The 24,316-nt window shown below is 73.4% G+C and carries 21 protein-coding genes; 7 read left to right on the forward strand and 14 right to left on the reverse strand.

Going from position 1 to position 24,316, the window contains the following annotated elements; genetic code table 11:
* Positions 1 to 26: 26 nt before the first annotated feature.
* The 7 genes from efeO to AB0G16_RS28420 form a co-directional block, all read right to left on the reverse strand.
* Positions 27 to 1,196 (reverse strand): iron uptake system protein EfeO, encoded by a 1,170-nt coding sequence (efeO, locus tag AB0G16_RS28390; protein WP_362811390.1) that lies wholly within the window; start codon positions 1,194 to 1,196, stop codon positions 27 to 29.
* Between the two features lie 20 nt (positions 1,197 to 1,216).
* A complete protein-coding gene (gene efeU / locus AB0G16_RS28395; RefSeq protein ID WP_362811393.1) occupies positions 1,217 to 2,074 on the reverse strand; it encodes an iron uptake transporter permease EfeU in 858 nt (285 codons plus the stop codon).
* A gap of 158 nt (positions 2,075 to 2,232) precedes the next feature.
* Complete coding sequence (locus tag AB0G16_RS28400; RefSeq protein WP_362811396.1) at positions 2,233 to 3,507, reverse strand: lysine N(6)-hydroxylase/L-ornithine N(5)-oxygenase family protein; 1,275 nt, start codon at positions 3,505 to 3,507, stop codon at positions 2,233 to 2,235.
* A 170-nt stretch (positions 3,508 to 3,677) separates the two neighbouring features.
* Complete coding sequence (locus tag AB0G16_RS28405; protein ID WP_362811399.1) at positions 3,678 to 4,712, reverse strand: iron-siderophore ABC transporter substrate-binding protein; 1,035 nt, start codon at positions 4,710 to 4,712, stop codon at positions 3,678 to 3,680.
* A 247-nt stretch (positions 4,713 to 4,959) separates the two neighbouring features.
* Positions 4,960 to 5,988: an iron chelate uptake ABC transporter family permease subunit gene (locus AB0G16_RS28410; protein WP_362811402.1), complete on the reverse strand. Its 1,029-nt coding sequence runs from the start codon at positions 5,986 to 5,988 to the stop codon at positions 4,960 to 4,962.
* Positions 5,985 to 6,992 carry an iron chelate uptake ABC transporter family permease subunit gene (locus AB0G16_RS28415; protein ID WP_362811405.1) on the reverse strand — a complete coding sequence of 336 codons (1,008 nt, stop codon included), beginning with the start codon at positions 6,990 to 6,992 and terminating at the stop codon, positions 5,985 to 5,987. The genes AB0G16_RS28410 and AB0G16_RS28415 overlap by 4 nt, the downstream gene beginning before the upstream one ends.
* Before the next feature lie 137 nt (positions 6,993 to 7,129).
* The gene (locus AB0G16_RS28420) at positions 7,130 to 8,719 is read right to left on the reverse strand and encodes a helix-turn-helix domain-containing protein (protein WP_362811408.1); all 1,590 of its coding nucleotides are present in this window, start codon (positions 8,717 to 8,719) and stop codon (positions 7,130 to 7,132) included.
* 540 nt (positions 8,720 to 9,259) lie between these two features.
* Here AB0G16_RS28420 and AB0G16_RS28425 point away from each other — a divergent pair.
* On the forward strand, positions 9,260 to 10,606 hold the full coding sequence (locus AB0G16_RS28425; RefSeq protein ID WP_362811411.1) for a cation:proton antiporter: 1,347 nt from the start codon (positions 9,260 to 9,262) through the stop codon (positions 10,604 to 10,606).
* Positions 10,607 to 10,767: 161 nt separating this feature from the next.
* On the opposite strand, the gene AB0G16_RS28430 is transcribed toward AB0G16_RS28425, so the two are convergent.
* From AB0G16_RS28430 to AB0G16_RS28440, 3 genes are all read right to left on the reverse strand, one after another.
* The gene (locus AB0G16_RS28430) at positions 10,768 to 11,514 is read right to left on the reverse strand and encodes an SRPBCC domain-containing protein (protein WP_362811415.1); all 747 of its coding nucleotides are present in this window, start codon (positions 11,512 to 11,514) and stop codon (positions 10,768 to 10,770) included.
* Positions 11,511 to 12,341: a winged helix-turn-helix domain-containing protein gene (locus AB0G16_RS28435; RefSeq protein WP_362811418.1), complete on the reverse strand. Its 831-nt coding sequence runs from the start codon at positions 12,339 to 12,341 to the stop codon at positions 11,511 to 11,513. The genes AB0G16_RS28430 and AB0G16_RS28435 overlap by 4 nt, the downstream gene beginning before the upstream one ends.
* A 156-nt stretch (positions 12,342 to 12,497) precedes the next feature.
* Positions 12,498 to 13,061, reverse strand: a complete 564-nt coding sequence (locus tag AB0G16_RS28440) for a hypothetical protein (RefSeq protein ID WP_362811421.1) — start codon at positions 13,059 to 13,061, stop codon at positions 12,498 to 12,500.
* Between the two features lie 58 nt (positions 13,062 to 13,119).
* Between AB0G16_RS28440 and AB0G16_RS28445 the strand changes: the two genes are divergently transcribed.
* A complete protein-coding gene (locus AB0G16_RS28445; protein WP_362811424.1) occupies positions 13,120 to 13,566 on the forward strand; it encodes a MarR family transcriptional regulator in 447 nt (148 codons plus the stop codon).
* Positions 13,563 to 14,192 (forward strand): hypothetical protein, encoded by a 630-nt coding sequence (locus AB0G16_RS28450; protein ID WP_362811426.1) that lies wholly within the window; start codon positions 13,563 to 13,565, stop codon positions 14,190 to 14,192. The genes AB0G16_RS28445 and AB0G16_RS28450 overlap by 4 nt, the downstream gene beginning before the upstream one ends.
* Before the next feature lie 16 nt (positions 14,193 to 14,208).
* Here the strand turns inward: AB0G16_RS28450 and AB0G16_RS28455 are convergent, their stop codons facing one another.
* Positions 14,209 to 14,619 (reverse strand): RidA family protein, encoded by a 411-nt coding sequence (locus AB0G16_RS28455; RefSeq protein ID WP_362811429.1) that lies wholly within the window; start codon positions 14,617 to 14,619, stop codon positions 14,209 to 14,211.
* A 166-nt stretch (positions 14,620 to 14,785) separates the two neighbouring features.
* Positions 14,786 to 15,817 (reverse strand): LacI family DNA-binding transcriptional regulator, encoded by a 1,032-nt coding sequence (locus tag AB0G16_RS28460; RefSeq protein ID WP_362811432.1) that lies wholly within the window; start codon positions 15,815 to 15,817, stop codon positions 14,786 to 14,788.
* A 253-nt stretch (positions 15,818 to 16,070) separates the two neighbouring features.
* On the opposite strand from AB0G16_RS28460, the gene AB0G16_RS28465 reads away from it, so the two are divergent.
* The 4 genes from AB0G16_RS28465 (at position 16,071) to AB0G16_RS28480 (ending at position 22,808) form a co-directional block, all read left to right on the forward strand.
* Complete coding sequence (locus tag AB0G16_RS28465; RefSeq protein WP_362811435.1) at positions 16,071 to 17,561, forward strand: alpha-N-arabinofuranosidase; 1,491 nt, start codon at positions 16,071 to 16,073, stop codon at positions 17,559 to 17,561.
* Between the two features lie 130 nt (positions 17,562 to 17,691).
* Entirely contained in the window at positions 17,692 to 18,510 is an 819-nt protein-coding gene (locus AB0G16_RS28470; RefSeq protein WP_362811438.1) for a pyridoxamine 5'-phosphate oxidase family protein, read from the forward strand.
* A 399-nt stretch (positions 18,511 to 18,909) separates the two neighbouring features.
* Positions 18,910 to 20,853 carry a serine/threonine-protein kinase gene (locus AB0G16_RS28475; RefSeq protein ID WP_362811441.1) on the forward strand — a complete coding sequence of 648 codons (1,944 nt, stop codon included), beginning with the start codon at positions 18,910 to 18,912 and terminating at the stop codon, positions 20,851 to 20,853.
* Complete coding sequence (locus AB0G16_RS28480; protein WP_362811444.1) at positions 20,850 to 22,808, forward strand: serine/threonine-protein kinase; 1,959 nt, start codon at positions 20,850 to 20,852, stop codon at positions 22,806 to 22,808. Before AB0G16_RS28475 ends, AB0G16_RS28480 begins: the two co-directional genes overlap by 4 nt.
* Before the next feature lie 10 nt (positions 22,809 to 22,818).
* Here the strand turns inward: AB0G16_RS28480 and AB0G16_RS28485 are convergent, their stop codons facing one another.
* Both AB0G16_RS28485 and AB0G16_RS28490 read right to left on the reverse strand, forming a co-directional pair.
* Positions 22,819 to 23,901, reverse strand: a complete 1,083-nt coding sequence (locus tag AB0G16_RS28485) for a hypothetical protein (RefSeq protein WP_362811446.1) — start codon at positions 23,899 to 23,901, stop codon at positions 22,819 to 22,821.
* 8 nt (positions 23,902 to 23,909) lie between these two features.
* Positions 23,910 to 24,119, reverse strand: a complete 210-nt coding sequence (locus AB0G16_RS28490; RefSeq protein ID WP_362811448.1) for a hypothetical protein — start codon at positions 24,117 to 24,119, stop codon at positions 23,910 to 23,912.
* Positions 24,120 to 24,316 lie beyond the last annotated feature (197 nt).

Below are 24,316 nucleotides of genomic sequence, written 5' to 3' on the forward strand. Positions count from 1 at the left end.
CCGTTCCTCGCCGGTTTGATCCGCCGCTACTTCGCCACGACCGCGGCGATCTTGCTGATCGGCTCGGAGAGCGCGTTGATCGCGTCCGAGAGCTTCCTGAGGTCCTCCTTGGACAGGGCGGTGTGCAGCTTCCAGCCGTCGCCCTCGCGGTGCTCGCCGAGCGCGGCCTCGGCGGCGGCGAACTTCTCGTCCAGCGTCGTGACCAGCTCGGGGGCGCGCTGCTCCAGGACCGGGCGGAGCGCCTGCACCGCCGCCCTGGACCCCTGCAGGTTGGCGTCGAAGTCCCACAGGTCGGTGTGGGAGTAGCGGTCCTCCTCGCCGGTGATCTTCCCGGAGGCGACCTCGTCGAGCAGGCCCTTGGCACCGTTGGCCAGCAGCACCGGCGAGAGCTCGGCGGCGTTGGCCTTCTCCACGATGGTCCTGACGTCGGTCATCAGCTTGTCGGCGATCGGCCCGTCGCCGCCGATGTCCCCGCCGACCCACAGGTCCTTCTCGATGCGGTGGAACCCCGTCCACTTCTCGCCCTCGGCCACGTCGTTCTCGCGGGCGTCGATGGCCGGGTCGAGGTCGCCGAAGATCTCCGCGACCGGTTCGATCCGCTCCCAGTAGGTGCGCGAGACCGGGAAGAGCGCCTTCGCCTTCTTGACGTCGCCCGCCTTGACCGCGTCCACGAACTCCTGGGTCTTGGTCAGCAGGGTCTCGCTCTGCGACTTGATGTAGCGCTTGTAGCCCGCGGTGGCCGCCGCGAGCTCGGCGTCGTCGCTGAGCGGCCTGTGCTCGCCGGTCACCTTGAGCGCCCCGCGGACGCCCTTTCCGATCATGCCGGGCTTGCAGGCGGTCTGGTAGGTGCCGGCGGGCAACTCGACGATCATCTCGCGGGTCAGGCCCGGCACGATGTTCTCCACCTCGCCCATGACCCGGTCGCCGGCCGCGTAGACGTAGAACTCGGTCACCTTGGTGCCGCCGTTGGTGACGGCGAACGTCGAGGTCCCGGCGGGGACCTCGGTGACCGCGACCTTGCACTCGGTGTCGTTGGCGGCGACCGTGACGGGACCGCCCGCGACCGGTCCGCTCGCCGCGGGGGCGGCCCCTTCCCGGCCGGCCCCGGCGTCGTTGGCCGGCGCGGGGTCGGAGGCGCAGGCGGTGAGGCCGGCGAGCGCGAGCGCGCCGGCGGCGATGGAGAGGGAGGTACGCATGGTCGTCCTGTTCGGGAAGGTCAGCCCGCGTGTTGCGGGTCGGTCACGGAGGTCTTGGACACGGGAACCGGGCGGTTCCGCCGCGGCCACAGGAAGAGCACGAGCGTGGGCAGCGCGTAGGCGGCCCACGCCACCGTCTCCAGCACGCTCGGCTGCGGGGTGATGTTGAACATCCCGGCCAGCAGCGTGCCGTACCAGGAGTCGGCGGGAAGCACGCCGCTGATGTCGAAGGCCTGGTCGGACAGGCCCGGCAGGACACCGGCCTCCTGCAGGTCGTGCACGCCGTACTTGAAGATGCCGGCGGCGACCAGGATCAGCAGCAGGCCGGTCCAGGTGAAGAACGTGGCCAGGTCGATGCGCAGCGCGCTGCGGTAGACGCCCCAGCCGAGCACGACCGCGGTGAGCAGGCCCAGGCTGATCCCGGCCAGCGGGACGGCCGTGGTGGCGGCGCCCTGCGCGGAGGCGAAGAACAGCAGCGCGGTCTCCAGGCCCTCGCGCGCCACGGCGAGGAAGGACACGACCACCACCGCGGTCGCGCCGACCTCCAGGGCCTCGCTGAGCCTGGCGCGCAGCTCGCCGGAGAGGGTACGGGCGGCGCGGCGCATCCAGAAGATCATCCAGGTGACGAACGCGGTGGCGAGCAGCGAGGTGATCGCCTCGAACAGCTCCTGCTGGCGGTACTCCAGGTGGGCGACGGTGAAGGTGAGCAGCGCGCCGAACGCGACCGACAGCGCGACGGCGGCGCCGACCCCGGCCCACACCAGGGGGAGCCGGTCCCGCCGGTCACTCTTGACCAGCAGGGCGACGAGCACGGAGACGACGAGGGTGGCCTCGAGACCTTCGCGCAATCCGATGAGATAGCTGGCGAACACCGTCACCCCACGAAACCTGAGAACGACCCGAAGTAAACTTAGGATAACCTTAGTAACCCTGGCCGGACGGCTCACCACCGGGGTACACCCAGGTGGCGCGGGGGCCCGGCGGCGCGCCGGTCACGCCCGCGGCGAGTGCCGGAGGTGGGCCCCCGGGGACCGCGTCACGGTTCGGCGCCCTGCGGCACCTGCGCCGAGCGGCGGGCGATCGAGCGCACGATCTCGCCGGTGCGCACGGCGGTCATGGACAGCAGGGACGAGGCGATGCCGTGGGTGTCCTCGGTGGCGCCCTGCAGGTAGACGCCCCAGCTCTTCTGAGGGTCGACGGCGATCCGGTAGTCGCGCTCCACCAGCAGCTCGCCGGACGCGCCGGTGAGGCAGTGCTCGCGCGCCTCGCCGAGCAGGTCGAGCGGGTTGCGCTCGCGGTAGCCGGTGGCGCACACGACCGCGTCGGCCTCGATCGTGCTCACCTCGCCGGTGGGCAGGAAGCACATCCGGACGCGGGCGACCTCGCCGTCCTCCTCCACGCCGAGCAGGCGGGAGGCGTTCAGTATGCGCAGGCGCTCGACGCCGGCGACCTTCTCGGCGTAGGAGCGCCGGTAGAGCTCGTCGATGAGGTCGATGTCGACCACCGAGTAGTTGGTGTTGCGGGAGTAGGCCAGCAGCATGCGCTTGACCTCCTCGGGGGCGGTGAAGAAGTGGTCGACGGCCTCGGGGTCGAAGATGCGGTTGGCGAAGGGGCTGTCGTCGGCGGGCGAGTAGCCGTACCGGGTGAAGACGGCGCAGACCTCCGCGGAGGCGTAGGTGCGGTGCAGGTGCTCGACGGTCTCGGCCGCGCTCTGCCCGGCGCCGACCACCACGAACCGCCTGGGCTGGCGCCCGCCGAGCCCCTCCAGCCGGGACAGCAGTTCCTCGGTGTGCCAGACCCGCTCGCCGGAGCGCACGCCGCCGGGCAGCACCGGGTCCAGCCCGACCGCGATCACCAGGTTCCGGGTCAGGCAGGTGTGCAGCTCGTCGCCGCGCTGCACGACGACCTCCAGCGTGTCGTCGTCGTGCGGGCGCACCGCCACGACCTCGGAGTCGTAGCGCACCAGGTGCGCGAAGGAGGCCGCGACCCACTCCAGGTAGTCGTGGAACTCCAGGCGGGTGGGGAACATGGTCTTGTGGTTGACGAAGTCGACCAGCCGCCCCTTCTCCTGGAGGTAGCACAGGAAGGAGTAGGGGCTGGTGGGGTTGCGCAGGGTGACCAGGTCCTTGAGGAAGTGGACCTGCATCGTGGCGCCGTCGAGGAGCATGTTGCGGTGCCAGCCGAACCTCGGTTGCCTCTCGAGGAACACCGCGTTCACGCCGGAGCCGTACTCCTCCTCCAGTGCCACCGCGAGCGCGAGGTTGGAAGGACCGAAACCGATGCCCACGATGTCATAGACCGGGCTCGACATGTTCGCCTCTCAGGTGCTGAGGAACGGTCCCCCGTGGCCGGGTGGTCGCGGGGGAGGGTGCGTGCGCGGGACCGGGCGGCCTCCTGCGGCCCGCCCCGGAAGGGGCCGCTCCGGCGGGTCGTTCCCGGGGGCTGCGGGTCGTTCCCGGGGCGGGCCGGAGGAGAGACGCCTCAGGAGGAGTCGGCGGCCTCGGCGGCCTTGGCGAGCTGTGGCACGAGCCGGTCGACCACGTAGGGGATCGCGAGCGGCGTCGGCGTGCGCAGCGGCCAGAACGCCTTGAGGTCCAGCGGCACGTACGAGCCGCGCCTGACCACGTCCAGGCCGGAGAACAGGGCGTTGGCCTCGATCTTCTTCTGGGTGGCGGCGTCGTCGTTGTAGTGGCTGAGCAGCACGTCGACGTCGAGGACCTTGACCTTCTCCATGCTGAGCTCGGCCGCGAAGCCCTCGCCGGGGAGCGCCTTGATCTCCTCGGGCAGCACCATCCCGAACTGGTCGAAGAGCTTGACGCTGATGTCGGCGCCGGACTTCATGACGCCGATGTTGCCGGAGGGGAAGACGCTGGTCAGGGCGTACTTCTTGCCGGCGAGCACGGGGTGGCCGGTCTTCACCGAGGCGATCTTCGCCTCGACGTCGGCGACGAGCTTGTCACCCTCGCCGGCCTTGCCGACCGCCTTGGCGACCTGGCGGGCCACGGTCTGCCAGGAGTCCTCGGCCGGGCCGGTCTCGTAGGCGGTGGTCGGCGCGAGCCGGGAGAGGCCGGCGTACTCCTTGTCGATGTAGTAGTCGCCTCCGGCCAGGATCAGGTCGGGCTTGAGGGCGGCGACCTTCTCCAGCGAGAAGCCGGCCTCGCCGGCCCTCAGCAGCTCCGGCTTGGCGCCGGAGATCTCGGGGGCGGTCCAGGGGGTGAGGCCGTCGGGCTGGATGCCCGTCAGCTCCGCCATCCCGACCGGCTGCACGCCCAGGGCGAGCAGGGTGTCCTGGTCGATCTCACCGAGGGCGACGATACGCTGGGGCGCGGATTCGATCGTGGTGGTGCCGAGCTTGTGCGTGATGGTGACCGGGAATCCGGAGCCGGCCTGGGCCGCGGGCGCGGTGGTGGTGCTCGCGGCGGTCTGCCCGCCACCGCCGTCGCCGCACGCGCCGACCAGGCCGAGACCCAGCAGGAGCGTTCCGGCGGCGCACAGGCGGCGCATCGTGTCGCGCATGGGTATGGATGTCCTTCCAGAGCTCATGGGAGCCCCAACTTTAGGTAAGCCTCACCTAACCTAACAATCTTTGCCCGCTCTGGGAAGCGCTTGGTCACAGGCGTAGCGGATCGCGGCGTCCCCGTGGCCGCTGCCGCTGGGCGGATCGCATCCGTCACGGGGAAGGGACCTCGCCGACCGGGACCCGGCTCGGTCGTCCCGGAGCGTCGTCGCCCGTCGGGACGGGAGACGCGGACGCCCATCCCGCTCAGACCCGCCCTCCGGTCCCCTCGGCCGACAGCAGCCAGACCAGGTAGACGCCTCCCAGCACGCCGGTGACCACACCGACCGGGAGCGGGATCGGCAGGTGCAGCGTCACCAGGTCGCTGCAGACCAGCAGGGCCGCTCCCGTCAGCGCGGCCGGCACGGGCTGCGTCCCCGGACGCCGGGTGAGCCTGCGCGCCAGTTGCGGCGCGGCCAGCGCGACGAACGGGACCGGCCCGACCGCCGCGGTCGCCACCGCGACCAGGCCGACGCCGGTCACCACCAGGGCGGCCCTGGTCCGCTGGACCGGTACGCCCAGCGCCAGCGCGGCGTCGTCGCCGAGCTCCCCCATGCGGAGCCGTCGCCCGAACGCCAGCGCGACCGGGGCCAGCACCACCACGCCGGCGGCCAGCGGCCACGCGTGCTGCCAGTTCCTGCCGTTCAGGCTGCCGGTGAGCCAGAACGCCGCCTCGTACGCCTCGCGCAGCTCGGCGCGGGTGATGAGGTAGGCGTTGAAGGACTCCAGCATCGCCGCCGCGGCGATCCCCACCAGGACCAGCCGGTAGCCGTGCACCCCGCCGCGGTAGGCCACCAGGTAGACGGCGAGCGCGGTCAGCACCGCGCCCAGCATGGAACTGGCCGCGATGGCGGCGGCCCCGCCGCCGACGACCAGGATCTGCAGCAGCGCGCCGGTGGCCGACCCCGTGGTGAACCCGATCAGGTCGGGGCTGCCCAGCGGGTTGCGCGTGATGCTCTGGAAGATCGCTCCGCTCAGGCCGAGGGCGATCCCGGCCAGCAGGCCGGTGACGGCCCTGGGCAGGCGGAGGTCGAGCACGACGAACTCCGTGGCCCGGTCCCCCTGCCCGGTCAGCGCCCCCAGCACCTCGGCGACGGAGAGCGGGAGGTCGCCGGTGCCGACCACGACCACCGCCGCCCCCAGGGCGACGCAGGCCAGGACGACGCAGACCGCCACCGACCGCGGCCGCCATCTCAGGGAGAACGTCCCGGCGCGCAGGACACGGCTCGCGCTCACAGCTGGGGCACCCTTCCGCGGCGGACCATCATCGCCAGCAGGGGGGCGCCCAGGAAGGCGGTGACCAGGCCCGTCTCCAGCTCCGCGGGCGCGGCCACCACGCGGCCGAGGATGTCGGCCCACAGCAGCAGCACCGGTGCCAGCAGCAGCGAGTACGGCAGCACCCAGCGCTGGTCCGGGCCCACCAGCGCCCGGACCGTGAACGGCACCGCCAGCCCGAGGAACATGATCGGCCCCACCGCCGCGGTGGCGGCACCGCACAGCACCACGACGGCCAGCGCCCCCAGCGCGCGGGTCCGGCCGGGCCGCGCGCCCAGCGCCCGCCCGGTGTCCTCCCCCAGCGCCAGCGCGTTGAGCGGTCGGGCCAGCAGGAGCGCCAGCGCCGTACCGGCCAGCAGGAACGGGCCGACCCCGAGGAAGACCTCGAGGTCGCGCCCGGAGAGCGAGCCGACCTGCCAGAACCGGAAACCCCCGAAGCCGCGCGGGCTGAGCAGCATCAGTCCCGCCGTCAGGGAGCTGAACACCGCGTTGATCCCGGCCCCGGCCAGCACCAGCCGGGCGGGTGAGGCACCGGAACGGCCGCGTGTGCCGATCGCGTACACCAGCGCGGCCGCTCCGGCCGCCCCGAGGAACGCCGCCCACACGTAGACGAGGACGTCGTCCACCCGGAACAGGACGATCACCGTCACGACGGCCACCGCGGCGCCTCCGTTGACGCCGAGAAGACCGGGCTCGGCCAGGGGGTTGCGGGTCAGCGCCTGCATGAGCGCGCCCGCCAGGCCGAGCGCCATGCCGACGCTCACGCCCAGCAGGGTGCGCGGCAGCCGCAGCTGCTGGACGATCAGCGCGTTCTCCGAGCCGTCCGGGGCGAGCACACCGGCCAGCGCCTGGCCGGGCGGGATCTGCTTGGCGCCGATCACGATGCTCGCCAGCACGGTGAGCAGCAGCAGCAGGCCGAGCAGGAACAGGCCGGCGGACCGGTGGGGAGGGTACGCGCTTCTCACGGGGGAAGGCGCGACGGAAGAGGACGCGACGGGGGGAGGCACGCGCTTCAAGTTAGCCCAACCCGAGGGCACGGCGACGAACGCGCCACCTCCCCACCGCGGCGTCGTTCACCACGCCGCGGGCTCCACCGCGTCGTTCAGCGCGCTCCCGGCTCCGCGGCGGCGCCGAGTCGCACCGGGATCGCCGGGCCCGACGCCGCGTACCGCGCCGAGACCGGTGACAGCTCGGGGCGCGCCGCGACACCGATGACCTTCAGTGCCCTGAGGTAGGCGTTCCGCTGCCTCTCCGGCGATCCGGCCCTGCCCCACAGGTCACCGATCTCGCGCCAGAGCCGCGCCGACTCACGGTCGACGGCCGAGGCCACCGGAGCGGCACCGGCGGCCGGACCCGCGGAGGGTTCCGCCGCTTCGGCGGAGCCCGCTGACGCGGCGGCGTTCACGGCTTCGGAGGAGTCCTCGGACGCGGTGGACGTGGTGATCTCCGCGGCGCCGACGGGCTCGGCGGCATCGGTGAGCAGCCGCTCCGCCTCCGCCAGCGCCGGGGCGGCGTCCTTGGAGCGTGCCAGGGCGATCTCCGCCAGCGTCACGGACGCCATGGCCGGCACCGTGCCGCGTGCGCCGGCGAGCATGCCGAGCGCGCGCTCCACCAGGGCGGCGGCGCCGTCCACCGGATCGGCGGCCCCCGCCCGGTCCGTACGGCCGGCCCCGGTCGTCCCCTCGGCCCCGTCGACGGCGTTCATCCCGCCGGCGCGCAGCCGGACACGGGAGAGGACGATCAGGCCGCGGGCGTGTTCGGCCGTTTCCGGCGACAGCCGGGCGAGGACCTCGGCGGCCGAGGCCGCGAACTCCGCGGCCCGTGCCAGGCCGGCGCCTCCGGGCCGGGCGGCGACGAGCCACGCCCAGCGTGTCGCGGCGCTCACGTAGCGGGTGGCCGTCCGCGCGGGCCTCCCCGCGGCGAGGGCGTCCTCCGCGAGCACCACGGCGAGCATGGAGTCCTCCCCCGCCAGGGCCACGCTGGCCCGCCACAGTTCGAGGACCTCCGGGCGCGAGCCGGCCGCGGGGGTGCCGGACGCCGCCAGCACCCGCTCCACGTAGGCGAGGTCGATCTCGGTCTCGGCGAGCACCTCGGCGAGGTCGAGGGCCAGGTCCCCCCGGTCCAGCCCGAGCCGGGTGACCTGGGCGAGGGCCTCGGTCCCGAGGTCCCTGGCGCGCAGCGTGTCGCCCGCGCGGTGGTAGCACCGGCAGAGCGCGACGACGACCGGGAGGTCGGCGAGACGTTCGGGATGCGTGGCGGCCTCCCCGCGGAGCCGCTCGTAGGCCTCGACCGCCTCCGCCGTACGGCCCTGTGCCTCCAGCGCGCGGGCCTGGCCGAACCGCGCCTGCGCGGAGAGCGCGGCGCCGTCGTGATCCACGGCCCTGACCACGGCGGCGAAGCCGCTCGACGCCAGGGCCGGGTCGCCGTGGAGGAGCTCCAGCTCGGCGTGGCGCAGGGCGAGCCCGGTGTCGACGCGCTGGTGCGGCTCGATCCCGTGGAGCAGGAACTCCACGGTGCAGCCGAGCCGATCGGCGAGCAGGCGCGTGACGACCGGCGTGGGAGTCCGTTTCCCGGACTCGATGAGCGAGACGTAGCTGTCCGACAGGTCCTGCCCGGCCAGTTGCGCCTGGGACATGTGCTTGTTCACCCGCAGACCGCGGATACGGTCGCCGATGGTTCCTTGACCGGCCATCACCGGAGCCGTTCCGCCGGGGGCACGATGAGATCCACGTCCCACTCCTTACGCACGGTTTACTGCCAATTACACTAGATCGTACTGCTGTTCCTGACCAGCGGCGCCGTGGCGATGGAACGTTTCGAAGCCGTTGCCTGCCGTTGCCTGCCGTTGCCTGCCGTTGCCCGCCGTTGCCCGCCGTGGGCCGCCGTGGGCCGCCGCGCCGGGTCCGGGCCGCCCGCCGGAGCCTCGCCCTCACCCCGCCGTTCCGCCCCACGGCCCCACGGCCCCGCGGCCCCTCGGCCTCCCCCGCCGTTCCGTCGGCCTCCGCCCGCTCCGTGCCGTCGTCACCGCCTCGTCACCACCTCGTCACCGCCTCTCCCCCACCTGCGTCCTCGCCGGGATCCTCGCCGTGGGGAAACGCGCCGGAGCCTCCCAGGCGGGCAGGGCGCTCCCAGAACCTCCCTTTTCACTCCAAGTAGACATCAAGTGGCATCGGATACCTCTTCGATCAACTCGGGTACCTCTTGTATCGCCCCCCTGTGTCAAAGGAGAACGATGCTCCCCTCGTCGGCCGCCCCCATAGCACCGATCGCCGCCCACGACCTACTGGTCTTCCTGCTCCAGATCGGCATCCTGCTCATGCTGGCGGTGGCCCTCGGGCGGCTCGCCGCCCGGTTCGGCATGCCCGCCGTCGTCGGTGAACTGTTCGTCGGCGTGATCCTCGGCCCCTCCTTCCTGGCCTGGGCCGTGCCGGGCGTGCACGGCTGGTTGTTCCCGGCCGTCCCCGAGCAGTACCACCTGCTCGACGCCGTCGGCCAGATCGGCGTGCTGCTCCTGGTCGGCCTGACCGGCATGCACATGGACATGGGGCTGGTCAGGCGCCGCGGCGGCACGGCCGCCGGGGTCAGCGTCGGCGGCCTCGTCATCCCGCTCGGCCTCGGCGTCGGCGCCGGCTTCCTGCTGCCGAAGGCGCTGATCCCGGAAGGCACGGACACCCTGGTCTTCGCCCTGTTCATGGGCGTGGCGATGTGCGTCAGCGCGATCCCGGTCATCGCCAAGACCCTGATGGACATGAAGCTGCTGCACCGCAACATCGGCCAGCTCACGCTGACCGCCGGCATGATCGACGACGCCTTCGGCTGGTTCATGCTGTCGATCGTGAGCGCGATGGCGGTCAACGCGGTGTCCACCGCCACGGTGCTGACCTCCCTGGCCTACCTGATCGCCATCATCGTGTTCGCGCTCACCCTCGGCCGTCCGCTGGTCCGGCACACGCTGCGGATCGCCGCCAGGTCCGACGAGCCCGGCCCCACCGTCGCCGTCGCGGCCGTCCTGGTCGTGCTCGCCGGCGCCGGGACCCACGCCCTGGGCCTCGAGGCGGTCTTCGGCGCGTTCATCTGCGGCATCCTGATCGGGACGGCGGGCAAGGTCGACCCGACCAAGCTCGCCCCGCTGCGCACGGTCGTGCTCTCGGGGTTCGCGCCGATCTTCTTCGCCACCGCGGGACTGCGGATGGACCTCACCGCGCTGGTAAGGCCCGAGGTGCTGCTCGCCGGACTCGCCGTCCTGGCCATCGCGATCGCCGGCAAGTTCGTCGGCGCCTACGCGGGGGCGCGCCTGAGCGGGCTCGACCGGTGGGAGGCGCTCGCTCTGGGCGCCGGGCTCAACGCCCGTGGCGTGATCGAGGTGGTGGTCGCCATGGTCGGCCTGCGGCTGGGGATCCTCAGCGTGGAGGCGTACACCATCGTGATCCTCGTGGCGATCGTGACCTCCCTGATGGCCCCGCCGATCCTGCGGCTCGCCATGGCCAGGGTGGAGCAGACCGCCGAGGAGGAGATCCGCGAGACCGAGCACCGCGCGTGGACCACGCAGCCCGTGGGCGGCGCCGACCCCGTCCTGTGATCTGCCGTCCGGCACGCTGACCTGCCCGGCCGGAGCCGCGACCCGCCTCCGGGGACCGGCCGGTCCCCGGAGTCACGGCGGGTCGTCGAAACCACGGCCGGTCGCCGGCGGGCCGGTGGGTCCGGCGGGCCGGGTCCTCCGGCCCGCCGGACCTCGCGGGCTCATCCGTGCGCGTCGGAGCCGTCCTCGCCCTCCGCGGCCGGGGACGGGAAGGCCCTTCCCCACCAGGCGTTCCAGCGGGATTCGAGATCGGCGAACGCCGCCTCGTCGAGCCCGTACGTGGTGAGCACCATCATGGCGGCGCCGTCCGGGGTGGCGGGCGAGGGAGGGATCCGGGCGGCGATCAGCAGGCCGTCCCCCCAGCCCTCGACGGTGAGCCCGATCTGGTTGGCCGAGCGGAACCACACCTCACCGCGCAGCGGCTCGCCGGCGGGACCGGTCACCTCGTACGGCGTGCCGGGAGCCGCCCCGGCCACCGCCTCGAGACCGGCGGCCTCCAGCAACGGCGTGGTCGCGGCCCCGGAGAGGAAGACCGTGCGCCGGTCGGCGCCGGGGTGGCGCCCCAGCGCGAACGCCAGCTGGTGGACGAAGGTGACCCAGCCCTCGCTGATGTCGTCGTAGTAGGCGTCCCACTCCGGGTCGCCGCCGCGGGGGGCGCGGGTCAGCCGCAGGCGCGTCCGGTCGCCGAGGTCGGTCAGCTCGAACAGGTCGTTGCCCTGGATCTCCAGCCGGTACTCGCCGGGCGACTCGACGGCGCCCTTGAGGTAGATGACCTCGATCTCCTCGTCGAGCCCGTCGAAGTGCCAGCCGTGCCAGCGCCGGATCAGCGCGGGATCGCGCAGGGCGTCCCAGACCTCGCCGACGGGCGCGGCGATGGTGACGTCGACGACGAACGGTTCATCGGTCATTCGGTTGCCTCCGGGGTGGGGGTCGCCGGGGCCGCTGCCCCGGGAAGAGGGTCGGTCGCCCGTTTCCTGCGGGCCGGGGCCGGGTGACCCCCGGCGACGAGGCGGTAGGGCCGCCCGCCGGGGGTGTCGAAGCGTTCCGCGACGCGGGCGAGGGCGTCGGCGAGCGCTCCGGCGAAGTCGTGCACGTCGCCGGGCTCGGCGAAGCGCACCTGAGCCTCCAGCGTGAACGTCAGCAGCCGGACGCCCTGCCGGTCGGCGGCGTCCGCCATTCGGGTGACGTCGCGCACGGTGTCCGCGGCCGCCTCCACGAGATGTTCGGCGGCGTAGCGGTCGGCGACCCGGCGGAACTCCTCGTCGGTCTCGGCGGCGACCTCGGCTGCGACCTCGGCTGCGACCTCGGCCTCGGCACGGGCCGCGTCGGCCCCGCCGTCTTCACCGCTCGCACCGGCCGCGTCGGCCGCGTCGGCCGCGTCACCACTCTGGCCGGTCTCCACCGCCCCGGCGTCCCCGGTGCTCCCGGTGCTCCCGGCGCTCTCCTCCGGCGCGGCGAGCACGCCGGGATCGACGAGGAACGCCTTGGCGGTGACGCGCATGACGCGCTCGACGAAGCCGCGCCGCGGGCGTTCCTCCACCAGCTCGATCAGCCCGGCCTCCTCCAGCACCCTGAGGTGGTAGCCGACCCGCTGCCGCGGCAGCCCGAGATCGGCGGCGAGGCCGACCGCCGAGGCGGGCTCGCGCAGGCGCCCGAGGAGACGGCGGCGGATCGGGGTGAGTGCCAGGCGCAGACGATCGGGCTCGTCCATGAGCGTCATCTCGGTCGCGGGCATGCCCCCATGAGACCATTGGACAAATTAATCTGTCAAATGGGATCGCGGGTGGCGCCCTCGTCGGCCACCCGCGACGTCCCCGGCGGAGTCCGCCGGCCGGAGGACCTCGGAGGACCTCGGAGGACCTCGGAGGACCTCGGAGGACCTCGGAGGACCTCAGTCCCGCGGGGACGCCGTCCCGGACACGGGTGCCCGCACCGGCGCCGGCGCGTCGAGGATCATCCGGCGCGCCACCCCCACCATCCAGACCATCGTGAAGGCGATCACCGTGGGGTTCTTGGCGGAGACGAGGACGGAGAGCACCGTCTCCCTCGCGTCCTCGGGGACCCACGCGCCGATGGCCGTCTCGGGCAGGATGTCGAAGAGCGCGAACGCGGCCCCCAGGAGGAGGAACTGCGCGGCGACGTCCGATCGCCTCCGGCCGGCGAACCTTCCCAGGCGCCTCCAGCGGCCCTCGGCCTCGAACGGCCTCAGGGCGGGGTCGTCGACGATCGCCAGCTTGATGATCATGTAGGCCAGCAGGACACGGCTCGCCGCGGTGATCGCCTCGCCGGTGACGGCGGCCGCGTCCGGGAGGCCGGCCCCCCACCGTATGGAGACGAAGCGCTGAAGCGCCGGGACCATGGAGAGCCCGACGACCAGCCCGGCATGGCGAAGGTAGAAGCGCGCACCCCAGCGCGCCGCGTCACGGCCGAGCCGTGACCCAGTAAGAAGAGTCATACCGCTAAATTATTACACGCAATTGAACTATTCACCAGACTGAACTAATTGGAGTGACATGGACGGCGCCGCCGAACTGGGCTGGGAGCTGAGCACCGCGGTCGTGGTCTTCCACGAGGCCGTGGCGCGGCGGCTGGGACTCAGCGCGATCGACCACAAGGCCCTGGGGATCGTCGCCCGGCAGGGCCCGCTGCCGGCCGGGGCGCTCGCCGGCGAGCTCGGGTTCGGCGCCAGCGCGATCACCGCCCTGGTCGACCGCCTGGAGCGGGCCGGGTACGTGCGGCGCGTCCCCGACCCGGCCGACCGCCGGCGGGTGCTGGTCACCGCCACCTCCGGGCAGACCCCCGACCTCGGCATGATCTTCGCCGACCTCGGTCGCGAGATGGGCGCCTTCCTGGCCGAGTACGACGAGCGCGAGCTGGCGCTGATCCTCGACTACGTGACCAAGACCATCGCGGTCCTGAAGGCCCAGACCGCCCGCCTGTCCTCGGCCGGGGAGGCGTGACGGCCCCGGAGGACCCCGCCGGGACGTTCCCCGAGGACTCCCCGGGGACCGCTCCCGGCCCGCCGGGGTCCGCGTCCCGCCCGTCCGACACGCACGTGGCACGGATCGCCGCCCGGCTGCGGTCGTGGCCCGCCCGCGCCGGCGGCACCCGCGTCCTGGCCGTCGAGGGGCGGTCGGGGGCGGGCAAGTCCACCCTCGCCGCCGCCGTCGCCGCCGAGCTGGGCGCGCCCGTCGTACGGATGGACGACCTCTACCCCGGCTGGGACGGCCTGCTGGGCGGGGTCGACGCGCTGGTCGGGTGGGTGCTGCGGCCGTTGAGCCTGGATCGTCCCGCGCGATGGAGGCGCTACGACTGGGCGGCGGGCGGCTACGCCGAGTGGCACGAGGTGCCGGGCGGCGGGTTCCTCGTCCTCGACGGCACCGGCTCCGGGGCCCTGGCCGCCGCGCCGTACCTGAGCGGCCTGGTGTGGCTGGAGGCGCCCGGCGGGGTGCGCAGGACCCGCGCGCTGGAGCGGGACGGCGACCTCTACGCGCCGCACTGGGAACGCTGGGCGGCCCAGGAGGAGAGGTTCCACGCCCGCGACGACGTCCGGGCCAGGGCGGACCTGACGATCGTCACCGGCTGAGCCGCCGCCGGGAGGGTCAGCCGCGCGGGACGGCGGCGATGCCCTCGACCTCGACGAGAAGCCCGGGGGCGGCGAGCGCGGCGACCACGATCAGCGAGTGCGCGGGCCAGTCGCCCTCGGGGAACCACCGGGCGAACACCTCGCCCTGCGCCGCGCGCACGCCGGCCAGGTGCTCGGTGCCGGAGAGCATGGTGAACAGCTTGACCAGGTGCTCGGGCCCGGCACCGGCGGAGCGCAGCAGGCTCTCGATGTTGGCGAGGACCTGCCGTGCCTGGGACTCGGCGTCCGTCCCCGCGAGGGCGCCGTCCTCCATGACACCGACCTGACCGGATATGACCAGCAGCTCGTGACCGGCGGGCACGGCCGCCAGGTGGCTGTACCGGCCGAGCGGAGCGGCCGGACCGGCGGGGTTCCAGCGGCGGATCATCGGTTCTCCTCGTCGTCCGTCTGCGCGTCCGGCGCGTCCGGCGCGTGCCGCGGGGGCACGGCCGCGTCCCGGGCGGGCCCCGGGACGGCCGTGACCGTCCCCGCCCCCCGGGGGCGTCACCACCCTAGACGCCGCGCCCCGCGCGGCGGAGGAGGGCGTTCGGTGATCAGCCCGGCGCCGGCGCGGTGCTCAGCCGCCGCACCAGTGTCGGCACCACGCGGGGCACGTCGTCGGCGTCGTCCCGCCCGTCCCCGTCCATCAGGCGCAGCAGCGTCTCCACGGAACGGCGGCCCACCTCCTCGTGGTCCGGCCTGACCGTGGTCAGCGGCGGGATCAGGTACCCGGCCTCGGGGATGTCGTCGAACCCCACGACGCTCACGTCCCGGGGCACCCTGACGCCGCGCTCGCTGAGGGCGCGGAGGAGACCGAGCGCCATGTGGTCGTTGGCGGCGAAGACGGCCGTCACGCCCTGGCGCTCGGCCAGCTCGAGCCCGGCCCGGTAGCCCGACTCCGCGCTCCAGTCCCCCGGCACCACCGGGGGCGCGGAACGGCCCGCCCTCTCCAGGGTCGCGCGCCACGCCTCGACGCGCGCCTGGGCGTCCATGCGCTCCCTCGGCCCGGAGACGTGCCACACGGTCGAGTGCCCCAGGCCCAGCAGGTGCTCCACGGCCATCCGCGCGCCCTCGGCCTGGTCGACGCGCACCGTGGGGACCGAGTCGTCGGGGGACGCCTCGACCGCGACGGCGGGCAGCCCCGCGGGCAGGCTGAGCAGCGCGCTGGTGGCCGCCGCCCGGGAGACGAACACGATGATCACCCCCGCCACCGTGTGGCTCGCCAGATCGGTCGTCGCCTTGGCGATGCTGCCGCGGTCGGAGCTGTCCGGGGTGGCGATCGTGACGCCGTACCCCGCGGAACGGGCCGCGCGGCCGATGCCCAGCAACGTGGACGCCGGCCCGAACAGCACCGAGTCGAAACTGATCACGCCGATCGTGTGCGCCTGCCGGCGGACCAGCCCGCGCGCCATCAGGTTGGGGCGGTAGTCGAGTTGCCGGATCGCGTCCAGCACCCGCCTCCGCGTCTCCTCGCGCACGTTGGGGCGTTCGTTGATCACGCGCGACACCGTCTGGTTCGACACCCCGGACAGCCGCGCGACGTCACCGATCACCGCGGGACGCCTGCCCCGCCGGACACCTGCCACCAGCCGTCCTCCCGTGCCGTTTCCGGTGATAACGATATCAGCGGCGCGCGCGACGATGATCCACTCGCTTGATCGGCGGCTCCCCGCCGCCCGGCGCCGTCGGGAGTACGCCGTTTTGCGACAACACCCTGATTCATTACAACAATAAACCCGGCATCGGCATGGCCGAATACCCCTTCGGGGCCTTGACGCACGTAATGATAACGCTAACAATTGCCTGGTTCGTACCTGGCCTAGCCCCTGGAGTCCAGCAGTGCACACGGCACACCTCACGATCGACCCCGCCTTCCGCGTGGCCCCGGTCCGGCGGCGCACCTTCGGCACGTTCGTCGAGCACCTGGGCCGGTGCGTGTACACCGGCATCTACGAGCCGGGCCACGCCACGGCCGACGAGGACGGCTTCCGGCGTGACGTGCTGGACCTGACCAGGGAGCTGGGGGTGTCCACGGTCCGCTACCCGGGCGGGAACTTCGTGTCGGGCTACCGCTGGGAGGACGGCGTGGGGCCGCGCGAGCGGCGCCCGCGGCGGCTGGATCCGGCCTGGCACAGCACGGAGACCAACGAGGTCGGCGTGGACGAGTTCATGCGCTGGTGCGCCAAGGCCGGGGTGGAGCCGATGATGGCGGTCAACCTCGGCACCCGGGGCATCGAGTCGGCGCTGGACCTGCTGGAGTACTGCAACCACCCCTCCGGCACGACCCTGTCGGACCTGCGCGCCGCCAACGGCGCCGGGGAGCCGTACGGCATCCGGATGTGGTGCCTGGGCAACGAGATGGACGGCCCCTGGCAGACCGGGCACAAGACCGCCCACGAGTACGGCAGGCTCGCCGCCGAGACCGCCCGCGCCATGCGCACGGTGAGTCCCGGCCTGGAGCTCGTGGCCTGCGGCAGCTCCAGCTCGGCCATGCCGACCTTCGGCGCCTGGGAGGCCACGGTGCTGGAGGAGACCTACGACGTGGTGGACCTCGTCTCCTGCCACGCCTACTACGAGGAGAAGAACGGCGACCTGGGCAGCTTCCTGGCCTGCTCGACCGACATGGAGTACTTCATCTCCTCGGTGGTGGCCACCGCCGACCACGTCGGCGCGAAGCTGAAGTCCCGCAAGAAGATCGACGTCTCGTTCGACGAGTGGAACGTCTGGTACCTGTCGCGCTTCCAGAACGCCGAGCCGCCCACGGACTGGCCGGTCGCCCCGCCGCTGCTGGAGGACCACTACCACCTGGCCGACGCGGTGGCCTTCGGCGGCCTGCTGATCACGCTGCTGCGCAACAGCGACCGGGTGGCGGCCGCCTCCCTGGCCCAGCTCGTGAACGTGATCGCCCCGATCATGACCGAGCCGGGAGGGCGCGCGTGGCGGCAGACCACCTTCCACCCGTTCGCCCAGGCGTCCGCGCTGGCGGCCGGGGACGTGCTGCGCGTCGAGCCGGTCTCGCCCACGTACGAGACCGCCGAGTACGGCGAGGTGCCGCTGCTGCACGCCGTGGCCACCCACGACGGCGAGGCGACCACGCTGTTCGCGGTCAACCGCTCGCTTGACCGCCCCCTGTCCCTGGAGATCGACACCCGCGCGCTCGGCGGGGCACGCGTCGTGGAGGCCACCACGCTGACCGACACCGACGTCTACGCCCGCAACACCGCCGACGAGCCCGGCAGGATCGCCCCCCGTCTCAACCCCGACGTCCGGCACGACCCGGCGACGGTCCTGCTGCCCCCGGTCTCCTGGAACGTGATCAGACTGGCCTGAAACGGCTCTGACCTGGGCGGATTAGCGACACGCCGGTGCGGGGAGGCCTCAGGTGACGCCGATCGGGGGCGCGGGGCCGGAGGGGCCCCGGACCCGCACCGGCATCGCCGTTCCCGGCAGGAGAAATCCCATGACTGGACGCGTATCGGCCCCCGGTGACCTCGGCCGCCGGATCGCCAGGCGGCGCGAGGACCTCGGCCTGACCCGGGAGGAGTTGGCCCTGCGGGCCGGGATCGACCCCGGGTACCTCGCCTATCTGGAGGAGGCCGTGGCCTCGCCGAACCCCGGCACCGTGAACCGGGTGGCCACCGCCCTGGACACCCGGCCGGAGGAACTGCTCGGAGGGAGCACCGGCCCGCCGCCCGAGCACGGCGCGGTACCCGAGCACGGCGCGGTACCCGGATACGGCCCGGCGCCCGAGCACGGCCCGCTGTCCGAACACGGCGCGTCGCCCGGACACGGCATGTCACCCGGACACGGCACGGCGCCCGGGCCGGGCATGCCGTCCGGGTACGGCCGGCCGGTCTCCGCGTCACTGTCACAGGTCCTCGACAGGGACGAGTGCCTGCGGCTCATCACCCCCGGCGGGGTGGGACGGATCGCCTTCGAGGGCGCCGGCGGACCGGTGATCCAGCCGGTGGACTACGCCCTGCACGGCAGCTCGCTGATCTTCCGTACCGCCTTCGGCGGCCCGCTGGAGGAGACGCCGCGCATCGGCCTGGAGGGCGTCGAGACCAAGGTCGCCTTCGAGGTCGACCGGATCGACGACGCCGGCCGTGAGGGCTGGAGCGTGATGGTGCGGGGCGGGGTCGATCACGTCTCCTCCGCGGAGGACCGGGCCGCTCTGGCGGCGCTGGGCGTACGGCCGTGGACGGACGGCGAGCGCGAGCCGTACCTGCGGATCTGCGCGACGGAGATCACCGGCCGGCGTATCCGGCGCCACCCGTGACACCCGTGACACCCGTGACACCCGCGCGTGGCTCCCGCGCGTGACACCCGTGACATCCGGGCCTGCGCCGGGCGGGGCCGGCGTCCCGACCTTCCGGGACGCCAGGAACCAGGCGCACACCGACACACCGCCCATGAACCGCGAAAGACATATAAAAACGAAACTTGATTAAAATCAAGGGCAGATTACCGGGAAGAGGGTGCCGTTAAATCGGGGAGCCGGAAATACCGTAAGGAATACGCCGGAAACCCGGATCGGGGCCGCCCCGCCCGAGGAGACCGCGCGCCCGCGCACCTCCCGCGATGTTCCCCGTTTTCTCTCCCGTGGATTCTCCACTTTGGACGGTTGAATCTCCATAATTAGTGATCTCGATGGAGTCCTCGGAGAGGAAACCGGACCATGCCTGATATCGGCCCCTTAAAGGCGGGGGATCCCGAGCGCGTGGACCAGTACCGGGTCACGGGCCGGCTCGGCGAGGACGTCTACCTCGCCACCGCCCCCTCGGGTGACCGGGTCGTCGTGCGACTGCTCCCGGCCGACGTCGGCCGCGAGCGGTTCCGGGAGGCGATGGAGCCGCTGCGGGGGACACCCGCCTTCTGCACCGCGCAGGTCCTGGACGACGGGGTCCACGGCGACAGGCCGTACATCGTCAGCGAGTACGTCGACGGCCCCACCCTGCGGGAGGTCGTGACCTCCGAGGGCGTCCTCGACCCCGCCGCGCTGCACCGGCTGGCCGTCGGCACGATGACCGCCCTGGTCGCCCTGCACCAGGCCGGGACGGTCCACGGCGACCTCGACCCGGCCCGGGTGGTGTTCGGCCCCGACGGGCCGCGCGTCATCGATCTGGGCATCGCGCGGGCACTGGAGGCGACCCCCTCGACCACGACCCGCAAGGTCGACGTCCCCGCCTACAGCTCGCCCGAACGGCTCAGGGGCGCCTCCCCCGACCCCGCCGGAGACCTGTTCTCCTGGGGTGCGACGCTGGCCTTCGCGGCCTCGGGCCGCTCCCCCTTCGACGCCGGGTCGATGTCGGGCACGGTGAACCGCATCGTCAACGACGAGCCCGACCTCGACGCGCTCCCCGGCGACCTGCGCGGCCTGGTCGCCGCCTGCCTGGCCAAGGACCCCGCGCGGCGGCCGCGTGCGAGCGACGTCCTGCTCCGCCTGGTCGGCGAGTTCCTCACCTCCGACGTGGCGGCCGCCGCCCGTGGGGTCGCCGGCGCGCCCGTCACCCGCCCGTCGCGGCGCCCGCGCCCGCTGACGCTGGTCGCGGGCGCGCTGGCCGTCGCCCTGGTCTCCGGGGGCGCGGTCTACCTCGCGCTCCCCCGGAGCGTGACCGGCGCGCCCGGCCCGGCCGTGCCGCGCCCCTCGACCGGCACCGCACAGGGCGCGCTCGCCCCGGCCTTCACCCCCCAGCCCGCGCTCAGCCCGAACGTCACCGAGGCCCCCTGGCAGAAGGTGGAGAAGGCCACCAGGGACATCGAGCTGCCCGGGACGGGCATCACCCTGCACGAGCATCCCGGGGACCCGGTCCGGCTCGGCGCCTACCTCTACACCAAGCAGCCGTTCGGCTCGTTCGCCCGGGAGAAGGGCAAGGACACCTTCAGGCAGGTGGGCAGCACGCTGATGGCGGCACTGTCACCGCGGGGCGACCTGGTGGCGCTGAGCCCGATCGGGAAGTTCACCGACTCCTCCCTCGACTACCTGCGGATCTTCGACATGCGCAGCGGCACCCAGTTCACCGTGCCGACCGTCGAGCAGCCGTGGCAGGGCCACACCCCCGTCTGGTCGGCCGACGGCTCCAAGGTCCTGCTGTCGGTGCGGGACCCGGCCAAGGAGGTGAGCGACGGCTTCGTGGTGGTGGACGTGGCGGCGCGCAGGGCCACCCGGGTGCGCACCGAGGCGATCGGCACCGACACGCTGCCCTTCACGTTCGCGCCGGACGGCTCGGTCGCGCGGGGGTACTTCAACGGCAAGGCCCACGGGGTCGACTTCTACGGCCCGGACGGGCGGGTCCTCCGCACGATGCACTGGGTCGGCAAGCCGCGCCACATCTCCTGGTTCTCCCCCTCGGGCGCGCTGTTCGTCACGGTGTGCCCCAAGGAGAAGGACGTGTGCGTGTGGGACTCGGCCAGGGGCACCCGCCGCTACACGGTTCCCGGCGGCGGTGACGGCAGGCGCCTGCTGGGCTGGTTCAACGACCAGCACCTGATCGTGCAGGAACCCTTCAAGAAGGGCTCCAGGATCAAGGTGATCGACTTCTACGGAGAGGTCGTCCGGGTGCTCGCCGACCTGAGGAAGGGCGACACCGCCTTCCTGAGCTTCACCGCGGCGGCCCGGTGACCGGGGTCACGCCCCCGCTCCAGGGCGATCCCGACCGGATCGGGTCGTACCGGATCGTCGGCAGGCTCGGCCGGGGCGGGCAGGGGACGGTGTACCTGGCCGAGTCCCCGTCCGGGACGAGGGTCGCGCTGAAGGTGCTCGGCCGCGGCGAGGCCTCCGGGCGGACCCTGGCGCGCTCCGGCCGGGAGATCGAGCTGGCCCGCCGGGTGAAGCCGTTCTGCACCGCGCGGGTCCTGGAGCACGGCGAGGTCGGCGGCATGCCGTACATCGTCAGCGAGTACGTCGACGGTCCCAGCCTGGCCCAGGTCATCGGGGAACGGGGACCGCTGCGCGGGGCCGAGCTGCGCAGGCTCGCGATCGGGACGCTCACCGCGCTGGCCGCGATCCACCAGGCCGGCGTCGTGCACCGCGACCTCAAGCCCGCCAACGTGCTGCTCGCCCGGGAAGGGCCGCGCGTGATCGACTTCGGTATCTCCCGGGCGCTGGACGCCACCGCGACGGTCTCCGAAGGGCTGGTCGGCACGCCGCCGTACATGGCGCCGGAGCAGTTCGACGGGCGCGAGGCGGGGCCCGCGGCCGACCTGTTCTCCTGGGCCTCGACGGTGGTGTGCGCCGCGACCGGGGAACCCCCGTTCGGCGACGACGCGCTGCCCGCGGTGATCCACCGGATCCTGAGCGGCGAGCCCAGGCTGGGCGCGCTGGACGACGAGCTGCGCGACCTGGTGGGCGAGTGCCTGGCCAAGGACCCGCGGGCACGGCCCACGGCGACGGCCGCGCTGCTGCGGCTGCTGGGCCACCCGGTGGAGCCGCGGCGCCTGCTCGACGAGGGCCGCGAGCAGGCCGTCACCCCGCCGCCGCCCCACCGGACGGCCCGCCCGGTGATCGCGGCCCTGGTCGCGCTGGCGCTCGCCGTCACCGCCGGCGTCGCGGTCCTGGCGGCGAGGACGGGCGAGCGGGAGCCCACCGCCACCGGGCGCGGATCGGTCCCCGGCGCGTCCGGCGCGTCCGGTACGCCCGCCGGCGCCTCCGGCGCGCCGGCCGACGCGGTCGTCGCGACGATGCCCACGACCTCGACGACCGGCGTGCGCGTCCCCGGGACGAGGATCACCCTGCGCGAGAACCCCGCCGACACCGAACGGGTCTCCGTCTACCAGGACCCGCGCGGCAACGCCGGCGGCACGCCCACCTACCTGCGGCGCGGCACCGGAGCCGAGTTCCGGTTCCTGGGGACGTTCATGACCGCGGTCGTCGCGCCGGGAGGGGCGCGCGTCGCCGTCAACCCGGACAACAAGTTCGAGCTCGGCGAGTTCGACCTGGTACGGGTGGTGGACCCGGCCGGCGGCCCGGAGGTCCGGATCAGGACCGTCGACACCCCGCTGAAGACCTTCGATCCGTACTGGGACCCGCAGGGACGCAGGATCCTGCTCACGATCTACGAGAACCTGGAGAAGCCGCGCCACACCCGGGGGTTCGTGATCGTGGACGTGGTCTCGCGCACCGCCCGGATCACCCGGGTGCCCGGTGACGGCGCCGACTCCCCCTACGTGTGGGGGCCGGACGCGACCTCGGTCGTGCACGCCGGGCCCGACGGGTCGGTCCTGGTCCACCGCCTGGACGGCACCCTGTCGCGGACCCTGCCGAAGGTGGGCGCGCTGACCCGGGAGAGCGTCCGGAACACCTCGCTGGGGAAGGTCTTCGTCACCGAATGCCCGGACAAGACCGACGGCATGTGCGTGTGGGACGCCGTCACGGCGGCACGCCGGGCGACCGTGCCGATCCCGAAGGGGACCCGGTTCGGCGGCTGGCTGGGCGACCGGCACTTCCTGGCCACCGTACCGGGGAGGAGGACCACGAAGGTGGTCATGCTGGACCTGCGCGGCAGGACGGTGCGGGTCCTCGCGGACGGCCCCGCCGCGGAACTGGACAAGATCGCCCTCTGGTACACGCCCGTCTGAACGGACGCGCTCACGTCCCGACGGCCGCCTCGCGCCGGTCACCGTCCCCTCGGGAGTCCGGCCCGCGGTGTCCGTCGCCGTCGGCCGCCCGGCGGAGCAGGGCGGCCAGGGCCCGGGTGACGCCCGCCGTGGCGGTGCGGCGCTCGATGGCGGCGAACATCGGCGAGGGGTTGCACTCCAGCACCGCGAACGTGCCGTCGTCGCGCCGCCGCACGTCGATGCCGGTGAACGTCAGCCCGCAGGCCCGCGCAGCCCGCAGGCAGGCGTCGGTCTCGTCCGGGCTCGGCGCGACCGGGAACACGGCCCGCTCGGCCCCCCTGTAGTCCAGCTCCTCGGAGACGATCTCGTAGGAGGCGGCGACCTCGCCTCCCACCACGTACACGCGCAGGTTGCGGCCGGGGACCTCCTCCTGGAAGAGCACCGGCGCGGTGGCGAGCAGCCTCAGCCGCTCGGGACGCAGGTCCTGCGGGGTCACCCGGCGGCACAGGGCGCCTCCCGCGAGCGGCTTGTAGACGATCGGCCCGGCGGCGCGCGCGAAGGCGACGACGGCGTCGGGGTCGTTGGTGGCAAGCGTGCGGGGCACCGGGACCGCGGCCCCGCGCAGCCTCCGGAGCTGTTCGAGCTTGAGGAAGTGCTGGCCGAGGGTGCCGGGAGGGTTGACCAGCGCCGCGCCACCGCACCGCAGCGCGGTGACGAAGGCGAACGTGAACGAGCGGCGTTCACGACCCCCGGCGTACGCCGAGCGCTGCTCGCGCGCCAGTTCCTCCGGGACGGTCCCGCCCCGGCCGCTCTGCTCGTCCCGGCCCTGCCGGTCGCCCCGGGCGAGCCGTCCGTCCCGGTCGTGCCGCTCGGTCTGCCCGAGCGGGAGGGCGAAGGGCAGCGGGAGCGGCATGGAACGCAGGTACCAGGCACGGACCGCGCCGACGTCCACCCCCGGGACCGAGGGCACGCCGTCGAGCAGCGAGAGCCGCGACCTCGCGGGGAACGCCGTCAGGTCGAGGACGACGGGCTCGGCCCCGCGCTCACGGAGAGCGGCGGCCACGTTGGACACCTGCGGATCGTCCGGCGGGCCGATGATCCCCCAGCGGGTCACGTCCGCCCCTACGCGCCGGCGCGACCCCAGCCGTGGTCGTCGCCCTCCTCGCCGAGGGCGTAGGTGGTGGGGTCGTCGCCCTCCTCGCCGATCGCCAGCGTGGTCGGGTCGTCGCCGCCCTCCCACGAGGTGTACGTCATCGCGGCCCCGGAGCCGCGGGAGGTCTCGCCCGCCAGGCCGGCGGGAAGGTCGGTGATGAAGTGCGCGAGCTCTGCCATGGTCTTGTCTCCGGTCCATCCGGCCAGCGGTCGTGACGAAGAGTAACCATATACGCGCGTAGCGTCCGGTGTCACCGAGCGGCGCCGATCCCCGGCCGACGCGGCGCCGGCCGGGGCCCCGGCCGTGGACCCCCGGCCGTGGTGTAGACGGCCTGGGTCTTGGCCCAGTTCCAGTTGTCGATGTTGTAGTCGTTGTA

The sequence above is a fragment of the Streptosporangium sp. NPDC023615 genome, assembly GCF_040640155.1.
Lineage (GTDB): Bacteria > Actinomycetota > Actinomycetes > Streptosporangiales > Streptosporangiaceae > Streptosporangium.

What these genes read in the sequence shown, in the direction of transcription:
- AB0G16_RS28440 (WP_362811421.1), bottom strand. Translation starts at nt 13,061, where the DNA reads ATGACTCTTCTTACTGGGTCACGGCTCGGCCGTGACGCGGCGCGCTGG.
- AB0G16_RS28490 (WP_362811448.1), bottom strand. Translation starts at nt 24,119, where the DNA reads ATGGCAGAGCTCGCGCACTTCATCACCGACCTTCCCGCCGGCCTGGCG.
- AB0G16_RS28445 (WP_362811424.1), top strand. Translation starts at nt 13,120, where the DNA reads ATGGACGGCGCCGCCGAACTGGGCTGGGAGCTGAGCACCGCGGTCGTG.
- AB0G16_RS28405 (WP_362811399.1), bottom strand. Translation starts at nt 4,712, where the DNA reads ATGCGCGACACGATGCGCCGCCTGTGCGCCGCCGGAACGCTCCTGCTG.
- AB0G16_RS28435 (WP_362811418.1), bottom strand. Translation starts at nt 12,341, where the DNA reads ATGCCCGCGACCGAGATGACGCTCATGGACGAGCCCGATCGTCTGCGC.
- AB0G16_RS28425 (WP_362811411.1), top strand. Translation starts at nt 9,260, where the DNA reads ATGCTCCCCTCGTCGGCCGCCCCCATAGCACCGATCGCCGCCCACGAC.
- AB0G16_RS28400 (WP_362811396.1), bottom strand. Translation starts at nt 3,507, where the DNA reads ATGTCGAGCCCGGTCTATGACATCGTGGGCATCGGTTTCGGTCCTTCC.
- AB0G16_RS28455 (WP_362811429.1), bottom strand. Translation starts at nt 14,619, where the DNA reads ATGATCCGCCGCTGGAACCCCGCCGGTCCGGCCGCTCCGCTCGGCCGG.
- AB0G16_RS28420 (WP_362811408.1), bottom strand. Translation starts at nt 8,719, where the DNA reads ATGGCCGGTCAAGGAACCATCGGCGACCGTATCCGCGGTCTGCGGGTG.
- AB0G16_RS28430 (WP_362811415.1), bottom strand. Translation starts at nt 11,514, where the DNA reads ATGACCGATGAACCGTTCGTCGTCGACGTCACCATCGCCGCGCCCGTC.
- AB0G16_RS28470 (WP_362811438.1), top strand. Translation starts at nt 17,692, where the DNA reads ATGACTGGACGCGTATCGGCCCCCGGTGACCTCGGCCGCCGGATCGCC.
- AB0G16_RS28475 (WP_362811441.1), top strand. Translation starts at nt 18,910, where the DNA reads ATGCCTGATATCGGCCCCTTAAAGGCGGGGGATCCCGAGCGCGTGGAC.
- efeO (WP_362811390.1), bottom strand. Translation starts at nt 1,196, where the DNA reads ATGCGTACCTCCCTCTCCATCGCCGCCGGCGCGCTCGCGCTCGCCGGC.